At 73.8% G+C, this 14902-nt stretch carries 16 protein-coding genes; 9 read left to right on the top strand and 7 right to left on the bottom strand.

The window, feature by feature from the left end; all coding sequences use genetic code 11:
* Positions 1 to 7: 7 nt before the first annotated feature.
* The 5 genes from ABT232_RS21190 to ABT232_RS21170 all read left to right on the top strand — a co-directional run bounded on the left by ABT232_RS21190 (position 8) and on the right by ABT232_RS21170 (position 5130).
* Positions 8 to 328, top strand: coding sequence for an L-rhamnose mutarotase (locus tag ABT232_RS21190; RefSeq protein WP_351842097.1), 321 nt, complete (start codon positions 8 to 10; stop codon positions 326 to 328).
* A gap of 13 nt (positions 329 to 341) precedes the next feature.
* Positions 342 to 1757: a BNR repeat-containing protein gene (locus ABT232_RS21185; RefSeq protein WP_351842096.1), complete on the top strand. Its 1416-nt coding sequence runs from the start codon at positions 342 to 344 to the stop codon at positions 1755 to 1757.
* 78 nt (positions 1758 to 1835) lie between these two features.
* The gene (locus ABT232_RS21180; RefSeq protein ID WP_351842094.1) at positions 1836 to 2861 is read left to right on the top strand and encodes a LacI family DNA-binding transcriptional regulator; all 1026 of its coding nucleotides are present in this window, start codon (positions 1836 to 1838) and stop codon (positions 2859 to 2861) included.
* 194 nt (positions 2862 to 3055) lie between these two features.
* Positions 3056 to 4357, top strand: coding sequence for an alpha/beta fold hydrolase (locus tag ABT232_RS21175; protein WP_351842092.1), 1302 nt, complete (start codon positions 3056 to 3058; stop codon positions 4355 to 4357).
* 35 nt (positions 4358 to 4392) lie between these two features.
* Positions 4393 to 5130, top strand: a complete 738-nt coding sequence (locus ABT232_RS21170; protein ID WP_351842090.1) for a PIG-L deacetylase family protein — start codon at positions 4393 to 4395, stop codon at positions 5128 to 5130.
* A gap of 20 nt (positions 5131 to 5150) precedes the next feature.
* Here ABT232_RS21170 and ABT232_RS21165 read toward each other — a convergent pair whose 3' ends face one another.
* Positions 5151 to 5351 (bottom strand): DUF5999 family protein, encoded by a 201-nt coding sequence (locus ABT232_RS21165; RefSeq protein WP_351842088.1) that lies wholly within the window; start codon positions 5349 to 5351, stop codon positions 5151 to 5153.
* Positions 5352 to 5507: 156 nt separating this feature from the next.
* On the opposite strand from ABT232_RS21165, the gene ABT232_RS21160 reads away from it, so the two are divergent.
* Positions 5508 to 6338: a pentapeptide repeat-containing protein gene (locus ABT232_RS21160; protein ID WP_351842086.1), complete on the top strand. Its 831-nt coding sequence runs from the start codon at positions 5508 to 5510 to the stop codon at positions 6336 to 6338.
* Between the two features lie 82 nt (positions 6339 to 6420).
* Positions 6421 to 7146: a DUF2470 domain-containing protein gene (locus ABT232_RS21155; protein ID WP_351842161.1), complete on the top strand. Its 726-nt coding sequence runs from the start codon at positions 6421 to 6423 to the stop codon at positions 7144 to 7146.
* On the opposite strand, the gene ABT232_RS21150 is transcribed toward ABT232_RS21155, so the two are convergent.
* The 5 genes from ABT232_RS21150 to ABT232_RS21130 all read right to left on the bottom strand — a co-directional run bounded on the left by ABT232_RS21150 (position 7114) and on the right by ABT232_RS21130 (position 11170).
* Positions 7114 to 8322, bottom strand: a complete 1209-nt coding sequence (locus ABT232_RS21150) for a lactonase family protein (protein WP_351842084.1) — start codon at positions 8320 to 8322, stop codon at positions 7114 to 7116. The genes ABT232_RS21155 and ABT232_RS21150 overlap by 33 nt on opposite strands.
* Before the next feature lie 67 nt (positions 8323 to 8389).
* Positions 8390 to 9643 carry an FUSC family protein gene (locus ABT232_RS21145; RefSeq protein ID WP_351842082.1) on the bottom strand — a complete coding sequence of 418 codons (1254 nt, stop codon included), beginning with the start codon at positions 9641 to 9643 and terminating at the stop codon, positions 8390 to 8392.
* 53 nt (positions 9644 to 9696) lie between these two features.
* Positions 9697 to 10194: an FBP domain-containing protein gene (locus ABT232_RS21140; protein WP_351842080.1), complete on the bottom strand. Its 498-nt coding sequence runs from the start codon at positions 10192 to 10194 to the stop codon at positions 9697 to 9699.
* A 110-nt stretch (positions 10195 to 10304) separates the two neighbouring features.
* The gene (locus ABT232_RS21135) at positions 10305 to 10991 is read right to left on the bottom strand and encodes a hypothetical protein (RefSeq protein WP_351842078.1); all 687 of its coding nucleotides are present in this window, start codon (positions 10989 to 10991) and stop codon (positions 10305 to 10307) included.
* On the bottom strand, positions 10985 to 11170 hold the full coding sequence (locus ABT232_RS21130) for a hypothetical protein (protein ID WP_351842076.1): 186 nt from the start codon (positions 11168 to 11170) through the stop codon (positions 10985 to 10987). The genes ABT232_RS21135 and ABT232_RS21130 overlap by 7 nt, the downstream gene beginning before the upstream one ends.
* 270 nt (positions 11171 to 11440) lie before the next feature.
* Between ABT232_RS21130 and ABT232_RS21125 the strand changes: the two genes are divergently transcribed.
* On the top strand, positions 11441 to 12730 hold the full coding sequence (locus ABT232_RS21125; protein WP_351842074.1) for an ROK family protein: 1290 nt from the start codon (positions 11441 to 11443) through the stop codon (positions 12728 to 12730).
* Between the two features lie 76 nt (positions 12731 to 12806).
* Positions 12807 to 13094, top strand: a complete 288-nt coding sequence (locus tag ABT232_RS21120) for a hypothetical protein (protein ID WP_351842072.1) — start codon at positions 12807 to 12809, stop codon at positions 13092 to 13094.
* A gap of 662 nt (positions 13095 to 13756) precedes the next feature.
* On the opposite strand, the gene ABT232_RS21115 is transcribed toward ABT232_RS21120, so the two are convergent.
* Complete coding sequence (locus ABT232_RS21115) at positions 13757 to 14785, bottom strand: SDR family oxidoreductase (protein ID WP_351842070.1); 1029 nt, start codon at positions 14783 to 14785, stop codon at positions 13757 to 13759.
* Between the last annotated feature and the right edge of the window lie 117 nt (positions 14786 to 14902).

Here is a 14902-nt window from a genome sequence, read left to right as displayed (position 1 = left end):
GTACTTCATGCAGCGCGTCTGCTTCCTGCTCAAGGTCCGCCAGGACAAGATCGCCGAGTACCGCGAACGGCATGCCGCCGTGTGGCCCGAGATGTGCGAGGCGCTCTCGGCCACCGGCTGGCACAACTACTCGCTCTTCCTGCGCGACGACGGCCTGCTCGTCGGCTACCTGGAGACCGACGACTTCCAGGCGGCCCTCGCCGGAATGGAGGCCACCGACGTCAACGCCCGCTGGCAGGCCGAGATGTCCCCGTTCTTCGAGGCGCTGGACGGTGCCCGTCCCGACGAAGCGATGAAACCGCTGACCGAGGTCTTCCACCTCGCCTGACCCGGAGCCCCGCATGAGAAGACGCACCGTCCTGGCCACCGCCCTGGTGGCCGCCGTGGCCGGCGCCCCGGGCACCGCCCGCGCCGCCGCGCCCGGCCCCTCGGTCACCCCGGCCGGCACCACCACGCTCGACGGCCGGGCGCTCTACTTCGTGTCCTACGACGGCCTGGTCAACAACAACTCCTTCCAGAAGAACGGCCTGCTCACCTACAAGGGCCACCAGTACGCCGCCTGGTACACCGCCGACCGCAACGCCGTCGTCGGCCGCCGCGCCCTCGGCGCCACCACCTGGCAGACTGTCAAGGTCGGGCACACCCTGCGCTACGACGACTCCCACAACGTCATCTCGATGGGCGTCTCGCGGCTCGACGGCCGGCTGCACCTGAACATGGACTCCCACAGCGACGGCTTCACCTACGTCAAGTCCGCCGCCGGCCTGCTGGACGATCCGTCCGGCCTCGGCTGGACCGCCGACCGCTTCGGCGCACCCGCGGCCACCCTCGACGGCCTCGCCCTCACCTCCCAGTTCACCTACCCCCAGTTCGTCGCCACCCCCGAGGGCAGGCTTCAGCTCAGCTACCGCGCGGGAGTCTCCGGCAACGGCCGCAACGCCCTCGCCGAGTACGACGGCACCCACTGGACGGCGCTCGGCGAGTGGACCAGCGCCACCGGCACGTACACCAGCGAGCACGGCTCCTCCACCGCCCGCAACATGTACCTGCACGGCATCGACTACGACCGCGCCGGCCGCCTGCACGCCTTCTTCACCTGGCGCGAGCAGAACGGCGCCGTGATGTGCGCGAGCGGCGGCATCACCAACCACGACACCGGCTACGTCCACTCCGACGACCGCGGCCGGACCTGGCGCAACGCCGCCGGCACCGTCGTCGGCAGCACCGGCGGCCCCGACCGGGTGTCCGTCACCGACGCGGGTCTGGTCGTGGACCCGCTGAACCCCGATCATTCCCTGATGAACCAGGAGAGCCAGTTCACCGACTCCGCGGGTCGGCCGCACGCGATCATCTCCTACGTCCCCGGCCGCTTCGGCCAGTGCACCACGAACTACGTCGCCGACCGCACGGCGTACGGCCGCGCCTTCCACCTGCGCCGGAACGCCTCCGGCAGCTGGCAGAAGACCGAGATCCCGGTCCCGCTCGCCTCCAGCCAGCGCACCCGGCTGGTCCTGGACAGGTACGACAACGCGTACGCGGTGTTCCCCTACGGCCGCATCGCCGCGGCCTCCGCCGCCTCCGGACACACCGACTGGAGGCTGCTGTACGACGGCGCGGGCCTGAACGCCTTCGGCGAGGTGGTGATCGACGAGACCCGGATCGCGCAGGACCACGTCCTGTCGGTGATGTACCAGGAGAAGTCCAGCGGTACGACACCGTCGGCGCTGCGCGTCGCCGACTTCCGCCTGCCCGCGTGACCGAGCCGCACCGCGGCGGCATGACGGTACTGTGAAGGCCTTCCCGCCGCCCCACGTTCCCCTGGAGGTCCCTGCCCGATGGCCCAGTCGGTGGGTATCAAGGACGTCGCCCGCGCCGCCGGAGTCTCCGTCGGCACGGTGTCGAACGTCATCAACCGTCCGGACACGGTCGCCACGGAGACCCGGGCGCGCGTGCTGTCCGCGATCGACCGGCTCGGCTACGTCCGCAGCGAGTCCGCGCGCCAGCTGCGCGCGGGCCGCAGCCGGATCATGGGGCTGCTCGTGCTCGACATGGGCAACCCGTTCTTCGTCGACGTCGCCCGCGGCGCCGAACGGGCGGCCCGCGACGCCGGGCTCGGCGTGATGGTCTGCAACAGCGCCCAGAACCCGGGCGAGGAGGCCGAGTACCTGTCGCTCTTCGCCGAGCAGCGGGTGCGGGGCGTGCTGCTCACCCCGGCCGAGGCGACCGGGCGGAACATCGACGCCTTCCGCCGGCACGGCATCCCGTTCGTGCTGGTCGACCGGGTCGCCGAGGGCACCACCGAGTGCTCGGTCTCCGTCGACGACGTGGCGGGCGGCGCGCTGGCCGTCCGTCATCTCGTCGACGCCGGACACCGCACGATCGCCTACGTCAGCGGACCGCCCGGCCTCAACCAGGTCCGCGACCGGCGCACCGGCGCGCTGAACGCGCTCGCCGAGGCCGGCCTCGGCCCCGAGGCCCTGCGGGAACTGCCCACCGAACGCCTCGACGTCGCCGCGGGCCGGGACGCCGGCGCCCGGCTGCTCGGCCTCGCCGACCGGCCGACCGCGGTGTTCTGCGCCAACGACCTGCTCGCCCTCGGTGTGCTCCAGGCCCTGTACGCGGCCGGCGTCAGCGTCCCCGACGACCTCGCCATCGTCGGCTACGACGACATCGAGTTCGCCGCGGCCGCGGCCGTCCCGCTCACCTCGGTGCGCCAGCCCGCCGTCACCATGGGCGCGCTCGCCGCCGAACTGCTGCTGGAGGAGACCGTGACGGACACCGGCCGCCGGCCTCACGAGCACCGCCGGGTGGTCCTCCAGCCGGAGCTGGTGGTGCGCCGCTCCAGCCTGGCGGGGCGCTGAACGGCCGGTCAGCAGGGGGCGAGGGCGGGTGCCCGGGGCTCGCTGAACCGCCGGTCAGCAGCGGGCGCGGCCGGTGCGGCCGGTCCGGCTGAACCGGCGTTCAGCAGCCGATGGTGATCCCCGCTCCCGCCCGGCCGGCGGACATGTGCTGAACTGGGACGCGGTCCGCACTGCCGTCCGTTCCGGGAGACCTGTTGAGCGTCAGCTACCGCCAGCCCGGCGTCGTCCTCACCGACCGCCGTTTCACCGTGCCCCTCGACCACGCCGACCCGGCGGGGGAGACGATCGAGCTCTACGCGCGCGAGGTCGTCGCGAACGACAAGGCGCACCAGGACCTGCCCTGGCTGCTCTACCTCCAGGGCGGCCCCGGCTTCGGCGCGAACCGTTTCGTCGGCAGGCAGGCCTGGCTCGGCCGCGCGCTCAAGGAGTACCGCGTGCTGCTGCTCGACCAGCGCGGCACCGGCGCCTCCACCCCCGCCAACCGCCAGACGCTGCCCCTGCGCGGCGGCCCCGCCGAGCAGGCGGAGTACCTGGCCCGCTTCCGCGCCGACGCCATCGTCCGCGACTGCGAGCTGGTCCGCCGCGAGGTCACCGGCGGCGCTCCCTGGACCGTCCTCGGCCAGAGCTTCGGCGGCTTCTGCACGGTGAACTACCTCTCCACCGCGCCCGAGGGCCTGACCGCCGCCGTCGTCACCGGCGGCCTGCCCTCCCTGGACGCCCACGCCGACGACGTCTACCGGGCGGCCTACCCGCGTATCGAGCGCAAGGTCGCCGCCCACTACGCCCGCTACCCGCAGGACGTCGAGCGCGCCCGCCGGATCGCCGACCACCTCCTCACCCACGACGTGGTCCTGCCGAACGGCTACCGGCTCACCGTGGAGGCGTTCCAGTCCCTCGGCATCCTCCTCGGCGGCAGCGAGGGCAGCCACCGCCTGCACTTCCTCCTGGAGGACGCCTTCGTCCGCACCCCGCACGGCCCGGCCCTCTCCGACGCCTTCCAGGAGGAGGCGCAGGGCCTGCTGTCGTACGCCGGGCACCCGCTCTACGCCCTGGTCCACGAGGCGATCTACGGCCAGGACGGGCGCCCCACCGCCTGGGCCGCCGAGCGGGTCCGTGCCGAGTTCCCGCAGTTCGACGCCGCCAAGACGCTCACCGGCGACGGGCCGCTGCTGTTCACCGGCGAATGCGTCTACCCCTGGATGTTCGAGACCGACCCCGCGCTGCGCCCGCTGCGCGAGACCGCCGAACTCCTGGCCGCTCGCACCGACTGGCCGCCCCTGTACGACACCGCCCGCCTCGCCGCCAACGAGGTACCGGTCGCCGCCGCCGTCTACCACGACGACATGTACGTCGACACCGCCCACTCGCTGGCGACCGCCCGTGCGATCCGCGGTCTGCGCACCTGGGTCACCGACGAGTTCGAGCACGACGGCGTCCGGGCGGGCGGCCCGCGGGTGCTGGACCGGCTGCTGGCCCTGACACGGGACGAGGCGTGAGACCGCCGGCCGTTCCGCGGCGCTAGCCTGCGGCCATGACAGAGTCGACCACGCTGAAGCCCATGCCCGACGACTGGCAGCGCGCCCTGGCGGTCGTCGCCCACCCGGACGACCTGGAGTACGGCTGCTCCGCGGCCGTCGCCCAGTGGACCGAGGCCGGCCGCGAGGTGGCGTACGTCCTGGCCACCCGCGGCGAGGCGGGCATCGACACCCTGGCACCCGCGGAGGCGGCCCCGCTGCGCGAGCGCGAGCAGCGGGCGAGCGCGGCGGTCGTCGGCGTACCGGTGGTGGAGTTCCTGGACCACCGGGACGGAGTGATCGAGTACGGCACCGCGCTGCGCCGCGACATCGCCGCCGCGATCCGCCGCCACCGTCCCGAGCTGGTGATCACCCTCAACCACCGGGACACCTGGGGCGGCGTCGCCTGGAACACCCCGGACCATGTCGCGGTCGGCCGCGCCACCCTGGACGCGGCCGGCGACGCCGGGAACCGCTGGATCTTCCCGGAACTCGTCGAGCGGGGCCTGGAGCCGTGGGACGGCGTGCGGTGGGTCGCCGTCGCGGGCTCCACGACCCCCACCCACGCCGTGGAGGCGACGGCGGGCCTGGAGGCGGCGGTGCGCTCGTTGCTCGAACACCGGGCGTACATCGAGGCGCTGACGGATCAGGACCCCGAGACGTACGTCCGGGAGTTCCTGGCCATGACGACGGGAGCGGCGGGGGAGCGGTTCGGCGGGCGGCCCGCCGTGGCCTTCGAGCTGTTCGCCCGCTGAAGCGAGCGGCTGACGGTCACTCAGACCGCGGTGCTCGGCGCGACGGTGGTGCGGTGCGGGCGCACCACCCGTCCGTCCGGCAGGAGTTCACCGGTGTCGTCGAAGACGACGGTGCCGTTGCACAGCAGGTTCCAGCCCTGTTCGGGGTGGGCCGAGACGATCGTGGCCGTGTGGTGTTCCGGGCTGTCGGAGCTGGGGCAGGGCGGCTGGTGGCTGCACATGACGTCTCCTCGATGCGATCCGCGGGGCTCGCGCCCACCGGTCGGCTGCTCCCTCTGTAGTAGCCGAGGTTGTTTTCCGTGGGATGAGAGGACCCCCACACCGGCGGGAAACCGTCGGTGAGTTCTCGCTCCCGGCGCCCGCTTAGGGTGGAGCGCATGCGTGATCACAAAGGTGACCTGGCGGTGCTGCGCGGAGACTGCGGCAGCTGCTTCGGGCTGTGCTGCGTCGCCCTCCCCTTCGCCGCCTCGGCCGGCTTCGCCCGGGACAAGGCGGCCGGAAAGCCCTGCCCGAACCTCCGGGACGACCATCGCTGCGGCATCCACGACCGGCTGCGCACCGAGGGCTACAGCGGCTGCACGGTCTACGACTGCTTCGGCGCCGGGCAGCGGGTCTCCCAGGAGGTCTTCGGCGGCGAGGACTGGCGCGGCGGCTCCCCGGAGCACGCCCGCTCGATGTTCGACGTCTTCCCCGTGGTCCGCCAGCTCCACGAGCTGCTCTGGTACCTCACCGAGGCGCTGACCCTGCCCGCCGCCCGTCCGGTCCACCGGGAGCTGCGGGCCGCCCGCGCGCGGACCGAGGAGCTGACCCGGGGCACCCCCGAGGAGATCGCGGCGCTGGACGTCGCGGCGCACCGGCGGGAGATCGACGTACTGCTGCTGAGGACCAGCGAGCTGGCCCGGTCGGGCGCCGGCGGGCGCAAGAAGGAGCGCCGGGGCGCGGACCTGATGGGCGCCCGCCTCAAGGGCGCCGATCTGCGCGGCGCGAACCTGCGCGGTGCCTGGCTGATCGCCGCCGACCTGACCGGCGCGGACCTGCGCGGCGCGGATCTCATCGGAGCCGACCTGCGGGACGCCGACCTCACGGACGCCGATCTGACCGGCGCCTTCTTCCTGACCCAGCCGCAGGTCAACGCGGCGAAGGGCGGGCCGGGAACCCGGCTGCCGGAGACGGTGTCACGCCCGCCGCACTGGACGGCGCGGGGCTGATCGCCGGAGGTGGTTGGCGTACACCCCGATCTTCGATAGGTTAGGCAAGGCTTACCTAAGGAGGACTCGGATGGGTGTCGGCATGAGGGACGGTCATGTCTGGGCGGCCACGCCCGCCGCGGCGGAACGCGCCCGGTCGGTACTGGCCGCCGCGTGGTCGTGCGGGGTGACCACGGAGGGCGTCCGCGAGGAACTCGTCGGCACGCACACCGTGACCGAGGACGGCAGGATCGTCCTTCACGTACCCGACGACAGCGCCCTGCTCGCCGCCGCGATCTGCGCGCCGCGCGGCGAGCCGTCCGCCGTGCTGGAGTTCGCCGACGTCGCGCCGGTACCGCTGCGCAACCGCATCCGCGCCCGGCTCTGGCTCGCCGGCTGGCTCGCCGTCGACGACGGAACCCTCGTCTTCCAGGCCACCCGCGTGGTGCTGCGCGGGCCCGCCGGCGCCGAGGTGATCGACCTCGGCGAGTACGCCGCCGCCACACCCGACCCGCTGGCCACGGCCGAGGCCCGGCTGCTGACCCACCTCGCCGACGCCCACCCCGACGCCGTCGAACGGCTCACCCGCCTCGTCGAACCCGGCAGTCTGCACGGCGCCCTGCGGGTCCAGCCGCTCGCCGTCGACCGGCACGGACTCACCCTGCGCATCGAACGCCGGCGCGCCCACGGCGACGTACGCCTGGCCTTCCACCGGCCCGCCGACGACGTCGCCCAGCTCACCGAGCGGATGCACGTGCTGCTCTCCCAGGCCGGCGCGGCCAACTGCCCGCGCACGCTACAGCGGCAGCGCACAGACGGCGACGGGTGACGGGAACGGCTCACCCACGCGTTGCAGCCCACCGCTCGCGCGGTCCACACGGAAGACGGTGACCGTGCCGGACCGCTGGTTCGCCGCGAACAGCAGCCGCCCGTCCGGCGAGAAGGCCAGCTGCCGCGGGAAGTCGCCCGCCACCGGCACCGTGCCGAGCAGCCGCAGGCGGGCCCCGTCGTCCTCCACGGCGAAACGGGCGACGCTGTTGGCACCCCGGTTGGCCAGATAGGCGTACGCCCCGTCGGCGGTCACCAGGAACTGGGCCGGGTAGTTGGTGACACCGCCGCGGTCCCCGCCCGACCCCGTGGGCCGCGCCTCGCCGATGTCGAGACGGCCGGTGTCCGGGGCGTAGGCGCACACCGCGTACGTGTCGTCGACCTCGTTGGCCAGGTAGGCGTACCGGCCGCCGGGATGGAAGGTGAGGTGCCGTGGACCGGCGCCCGGCCGGGTGTGCGCCCGGGAGACCTCGCCCAGCGTGCCCTTCCGCGGGTCCAGCCGGTACGTGTACACGGTGTCCGTGCCCAGGTCGACCGCGAGGACGTGCCGGCCGTCCGGCCCGGTGATCACCTGATGGGCGTGCGGGCCCTCCTGCCCCGGCCCCGGCGCCGGACTCGTGTGCGTGACCAGGTCGGTGCGCTCACCCAGGGCGCCGGAGGCGTCGATCGGATGCACGGCCACACTGCCGGAGGTGTAGTTGGCGCTGAACAGCCAGCGGCCGCCGGGATGCACCGACAGATGACAGGGGCCCGCGCCGCCGGTGCTCCGGCTGCCCAGCACCTTCCGGTCCGCGAGCCGCACGGCGGTCACCGTGCCTTCCGGCCGCTCACCGACCGCGTACAGCACCCGCCCGTCCGGATGCGCCGCGAGATACGACGGATCCGGTACGCCGGTCAGGGTGCCGGCGCCGGTGATCCGCCCGGTCGCCGGATCGTACGAGGCCAGCCCGATACCGGCGCCGCCGCCTTCGGCGGAGGTGTAGGTGCCCAGATACAGCGGCCGGGGGCCGGACGGCGCGGGCGAGGCGGAGCCGGCACTCCCCGGCTGCTTCTCCGGCTGCTTCTCCGGCGGTTTCGCCGAGCTCGCCGGAGCCTTGGCGTCCGGCCCGCTCCCGCAGGCCGCCGCCGCGGGCAGCGCCGCGCACATGCCGAGGAAACGGCGCCTGCCACAGCCCATCGATTTGCCCCTCGGCCGTACCGGTCGTCTGTCGTCGTGTCGTGCTGGTCGTCCGAGGCTCTCATGCTCATGTGGTGCGGCGGGCGGCGGACAGCCGGTTCCGCAGCCGTCGCCGGGTGGTACGCGCCCGGTCCCGCATCCGGGTCAGCCACGGCCGGCGCTCACGCTGCTCCCGGGTGCTGCGGTCCAGCTCCTCCAGCAGCCGGCGCGAGCGGTGCTCGATGTCCAGCTCGTCGATGATCCGGTTGGCCTCGGCCAGCACGGCACCGTGCAGCTGCCACTGCCGCGGGTCCCGGCGCACCTCGTCCAGCATCAGCTGGGCCAGCTTGTCGCGGGTGGCCACCGCCTGGTGCAGCTCGTTGGCCAGCCGCTCCTCCGCCGACTCGGCGTTGGTGCTGACATGGGTGGTGACCAGCACCGCGAAGCTCACGATCGCGTCCGCGATCTCCGACAGCAGCTGCTCCACGACCGCGCCGGTCTCCGCCTCGAACAGCGGCTCCGGCTCGCGCTCCTTCGCCAGGTCGGTGAGGGAGCGCGCGATCACCCGCAGCACCACCGTGCAGATCTCCAGCGTGTCCAGGCCGGTGCGCAGCACGATCCGGTGCAGCAGGCCCTCGCGGACCCGCGGATTGAGCCGCAGGCTGTCCTCCGCCTGCCGCAGCGCCGCGTCCACCTGCACGATGTCGTGGTCCAGGCGGCGTGCCTCGTGCAGCCGCTCGGCGGCGCGCTCCACCGGCGTACGGCCGGCCGCCTCCTCGCCGACCCGCAGCATCAGCTGCCGCATCCGGCGCGCCAGCCCTTCGATCGACTCGCCGGCCTCGCCCACCCACACCGGTGGTGGCAGCAGCAGATTGCAGCCGAGGCCCACGACCGCGCCGATCAGCGTCTCCAGCACCCGCGCCCACGCGTAGTCCCCGACGGCGGTGACACCGAGGACCAGCATCGCGCTGATCGCCACCTCCGCGACGTACTCGTCGACCCGCACCAGATGGCCCACCCCGAGCGACACCATGATCACCAGCGCCAGGCTCCACCAGGTGAGGCCCACCAGCAGACTGAAGGCGATGGCGACCAGCACCCCGGCCACCACCGAGTTCACCCGGCGGATGCCGTTGGTGAGGGTGGCGTACAGGGTGACCTGGACGACGAGCAGGGCGGTCAGCGGCGCCGTGAGCGGCGCCGCCTCGGGACTGAGGTGCAGGGCCACGACGTACGCGACGGTCGCGGCGAACGTCGACCGCAGGGCCTGGACGACCACGGGTTCTCGAAACCGCTTGATCCATCGTGCGGCGGGATCCGGCCACTCACGTACAACTCGCATCCCTTGCGCTGTTCCCCGTCACCGCGGATGTCGAACGTACCTTTGCGATCAGTTCAGGCGTTCAGCTTGTCGAGGAACGCGAACAGGTTGCGCCTGGTGCGGTCGATCTGCTCGGCCAGAGTGAGGCTCTCCTCGAAACGGCCTCCGCTCTCCGGGACCTTCTTTCCGCGCAGGTAGAGGGAGCAGGCGAGGTCGGTGCACATGTACAGGCCGGCCGAGTTCCCCTCGCGGCCCGCCGCGCCGGCCTTGCGGGCGGTCATCAGCGAGACGCCGCCGCGCGGATGGGAGGTCAGGCACAGGGCGCACATGCTCCGCTGGAGGAAACCGCGCTGCGGAGGCGGGAACCGCAGGCTGATTCCGGCCAGTCCGCCGTCGTCGCGCTCGGCCACCAGATAGCTGCGGTCGGGCGCCCCCGGATCCCGCCAGCCGAGGAAGTCCAGATCGTCCCAGGGGCGCTCGGCGAGATCGCGGGGGAGGGGCAGGCGCTTGGCCTCGCCCTTGGAGCAGTTGACGAAGGAGTCGCGGATGTCCTTCTCGGTCAGCGGTCGCACGGGGCCTCCAGGGAAACAAACCGAAACCTAGGGGGTCTAGGTTTCGCGGAGTCCAGGGTAGGCGCGAGATACGTGGCGCTGCCATCGGATTTCCGTGGGCGCGCCGCCGGTCAGAGCCAGAGCAGTTCGACGACCTGGTACGGGACGAGGAAGAGCCCGAGCGCCAGCAGCGGGAGTCCGCCGAGGACGACGCCGAGCGTGCGCGCGATCCAGGTGCCCACCGGCAGCGCGGCGGCGGCCCGCTCCGGCTTTCGCGGGTCGTAGGTGACGCGCACCCGCTGCGGTGAGCCGCCGACCGCGCGGGCGGCACTGTCGGGCTCCACGAAGCGCTGGACGCCCCGCGCGTCGGTGAAGGTGAACATCCGCTTCTTGCCGTCGTTGCGGTGGAAGGTCGCCAGCACCGAGATGCCGCGGGCGCGCAGGATCACCCTGTCGTACAGAGCGGCGGCCGCCAGGCACAGGATGGCAACGCCGGCGAGCAGCGGCTTGACACCGAGGACGAAGAGCAACGCGCCGAGGATGTCGCCGTGCCAGATCAAGGTCACCAGACCGGTCAGGTAGAGGCCGGCCACGGCGACCACGGCGACCAGGACGAGGCTCGCGCCCGGATCCGGCCGGAACCGGCCGCGCGGCGGCAGCGCCTCCTCGGTCACCAGCCGCGCCCCGTCGCGGCGCTCGTCCGGGTCGCGCACCGGTATCGCCCGCTGGATCGCCTGTGCGAACGCGGCGACCGCCGCCGTCTTGCGGTCGGTCACCTCGTACACGGTGGGCGGAGCGCCGTCCGCGGCCGTCAGCACGATCCGACCGTGCGCGCGGCCGCGCCCTCCGTCTCCGCGCGCTCGACGGCGGCCAGCGGTATCCGTCTGCGGACGCCGCCCTGTTCCAGGTGCACGGCGTCGCCCTCCAGCCAGGCCGAACCGGAGCGTCCGCGCAGCGCGACGGAGGGCAGGGAGGAGCGGGTGGAATGCGTCGTCATGGCCGAACAGTAGCCATCCGGCGGCGAATTCGGACCAGGGTGCGCGCCGGATCCGCGCGCGGGCCCGTCGACGGCCCGCGGGCGCCGGGCGTGCGCGCAGCGTTCCGTACCCTGTACCGACAGCACGCGCGGGGGCCGGCCGGGAGGCTGCCGTCGCTCCGCGTCCCGCCCGCCCGCTCGCCGCGCTTCGCTCATCCCATTAATTAAGTGGTTGAGTAATATCGGGCGCACCAGGGTGGGCAGGCCGGGACGGGTATGGGGAGGAGCCACATGGCGGAGCGGAACGGGCGCACGGTACGGGACCTGAGGCGCGCCAACCGGACGGCCGTGCTGCAACGGCTGTACTTCGACGGACCGCTCAGCCGCTTCGAGCTGGGCCCGGCGACCGGGCTCAGCTCCGGCTCCGTGAGCAACGTCGTGTCCGACCTCGTCGCCGACGGCCTGGTCGAGGAGGCGGGCAGCGTCGACTCCGACGGCGGCCGGCCCCGCATCCTGCTGCGGGTGGCGCCCGGCAGCGGTCACATGATCGGCGTCGACGTCGGCGAGACCCGCGTGCGGGTCGAACTGTTCGACCTCAGCCTCACCGAGCTCGCCCGCACCGAGCGCCCCCTCGGCCGGCGGCAGTACGACGTCGACGTGATCGTCGGCCACATCCGCGACGGCGTCGCCGAAGTGACCGAGGCCGCCGGCGTCGACCCCGAACGGCTGCTCGGCGTCGGCATCGGCGTCCCCGGCATAGTCGAGCACACCCCGGACCGCGGCGCCGTCGTGCACGGTCAGACGATCGGCTGGGGCGCCGTCCCGCTGGAGGAACTGCTCCGCGCCGGCTCCCGGCTCCCCGACGCAGTCCGCTGGTTCATCGACAACGGCGCCCGCACCCTCGGCCAGGCCGAGATGTGGTTCGGCGCCGGACGCGGCGCCCGCAACGCGGTCGTGGTCCTCTTCGGCTCCGGCGTCGGCGCCTGCCTGGTCACCCCCGAGGTGGAACACGGACGGGCCCTCGAATGGGGGCATCTGACCGTACGGGTCCAGGGGCGCCGCTGCCGCTGCGGCGCGCTCGGCTGCCTGGAGGCGTACGCGGGCGCCGAATCGCTGCTGGAACGCTGGCGTGAGGAGGGCGGCCGGCCGCCGGAGGGCACCGACGAGGAGACCGCGCTGACCGCGATGCTCGCCGCCGCCTACCCGGCCGGCGACGACCCGGCCGACCCCGCCGCGCTCACCGTGCTGGAGGAGACCGCCGAGTACCTGGGCGCGGGCCTGTCCGACCTGATCAACCTCTTCCAGCCCGAACGCATCCTGATCGGCGGCTGGGCCGGACTCCAGCTCGGGGCCGGCTTCCTGCCCGCCGTACGCGGGCACGCCGCGGCGTACGCGCTGCGCCACCCCGCCGAGCAGGTGACGATCGACCTCGGACGGCTCGGGCCGGACGCGGTGACCGTCGGCGCCGCGATCCTGCCGCTGGCGGACTTCTTCGCCCGCGGCGGCCGCCGCCCCGAGCCCGCGCCCGAAGGGCCGGCCCCGGCCTGGCGGGCGGCGCTGGAGGAGCGGGTACCGCGCTGAGCGGCGGATTTCCACGCCCGGCGCGGGGTACTCGCGTGATCGCCCGGAGGCCCCGGGCGAACGGAAGGAGTACGCCGTGGACGAGCACCGCGAGGAAGAGCCGGGCCGTGGGACGCCCGCCGTACCGCGGGATCTGCCGGACCAGCAGGCTCGCGAGGACGAGGACCCGTGGGACGTGCCCACCGGCCCCTCAGGACCCAAGGCCGCGGAACGGCCGCGGGCCGCGGACACGGACACCACCGAGGACGGCGCTGAACCCGCGGACGTCCCGGACATCGACGAGGCGGGCGGAGGCCGCAAGGGCGGCCCCCAGACCGGCACGGTCCACCCCGAGCACCCGGCACCGGACGAGTCGACGGGCTGAGGCACGCACGGGCCAGAGACTCCCGCCTCCGCCGAGCATCCCCTCCCAGGGGACGGGCGAACTGACGGCCCGACCGCCCACGCTCGCGTCCCAGCCGTCCGGATCACAACCCGCAAGAGCCCCCGACGCGGCCCCGGTCGCGGGCTGTCACCTGTCTGACTCCGCCGCTTGTCTGACTGCGACCCCGGCGTCCGCCGCCGCATGGCGCCCGCTGACGGCCCGCGCCCGGCCGAGGCCGGGCACGGGCCGTCCGGCGCCATCGCGCCTCGCACCCGGCCGAGGCCGGGGCCCCTCCTGCGCCATCGCGCCTCGCACTCGGCGCAGGTGGCTGCGGCATCTGATCCGAGGGCCCAGGGGCGTCCGCTGCCGCGTCGCGGCTCGTACCCGCTGTCGTCGGCTGTCGTCGGCTGTCGTCGGCTGTCGTCGGGCCTCCGCCATCTCCCCGGATCAGCCGCTCGTCCCTGCGCGACCGGGCCATCGCCCGCCACCCGTCGACGTCGGCCGGCCCCGTGGCGCCGTGGCCGTCTCCGTGGATCCGCCGTCCGCAACGCCGCGAAGGGGGCCCGGGCCCGCTGTGCCGGCTCGCGCCCGGCCCCGGCGCCGTTCGACCCGGTGGCGGCAGGCGGCCGTCGGGGCATGTCGTGGCCGCCCGCCAGGGCCGTTCACCCCACCTTCCGCCCGCGCAGGGGTGCCGTGTCCGCGCCCGCGCCCTGTTGGAGGCCCTGGAGGAATTCCTCCATGACCTCGCTCGCGGCGAGGCGGGGCCGCCAGCCGAGTTCGCGGTGGGCGCGGGTGCAGTCCATCAGGGGGAGCCGGAGGACCGCGTCGAAGAGGTGCGGGGAGGCCGGCAGCAGCCGCAGGCCCCACGCGGCGGCGATCGCCGAGCGTGCCGCGGTGCGCGGCAGCCGCACCGGGCGGCTGTTCAGCAGTCCGCCCAGCAGCTCGGCGTCGACCGGCGGGTCGGAGGCGAGGTTGAAGGCGCCGCGCACCTGCGTGGCCAGCGCCAGCCGGTACGCCTCGGCCGCGTCGTCGGTGTGCAGCGCCTGCACCCGCAGCCCCGGGATGTCCGGCAGGAACGGCAGCAGTTCGGGGCGGGCCAGCGGGCCCGGCAGGAACCGGCCGCCGAAGATCCGCCGCTGCTCGCTCGCCGACTCCCGCTTGAACAGGAACGCGGGCCGCATCCGCACCACCCGGATGTCGGGATGGTCGCGCTCGAACGAGTCGAGGGTGCGTTCCAGGTAGGCCTTCTCCCGGCAGTACGCGGCGTCCGGCCACCCATGGGTCGGCCAGGACTCGTCGACCGCGCGGTCCTTCGGCCCCGGCGAGTACGCGCCGACCGAGGACGCGTGCACCAGGGTCCGCACCCCGGCCGCGGCCGCCGCGTCGAAGACCCGGATGCTGCCGAGCACGTTCGTCCGCCAGGTCCGCGCCGGATCGTGCGTCGGCTGGAACGCCCAGGCCAGGTGGATGACCGCGTCCGCGCCCTGGAACTCGCCGCTCAGATCGGTCCGGTCCGAGGCCAGGTCCACCGCCGACCACTCGGTCTTCGGCGGCGCCCACTGCGGGATCCGGCGGGCCAGCCCCAGCACGGAGCCGATCTGCGGATCCTCCGACAGGAGGCGCACCACACTGGTGCCGACATTCCCGGTGGCGCCCGTGACCACGACCCTGCTGCCCGCTGTGCTGCTCACCTTCGGCTCCTCTCGGCCGTTCGCTCGCGGGCGGGCCGAGTACCCCTGGGCAGGGCAGGAAAAAGCCCCGACCGGACGGGGGAATCACGGTCGGGGCGGTCAGTGGTGGGTACGGAT

Source organism: Streptomyces sp. NPDC001532 (genome assembly GCF_040298625.1).
In the GTDB taxonomy this organism is placed as follows: Bacteria; Actinomycetota; Actinomycetes; order Streptomycetales; family Streptomycetaceae; genus Streptomyces.
The sequence above is the reverse complement of the archived record's forward strand: the minus strand, read 5'-3'. Positions and strand labels throughout refer to the sequence as shown.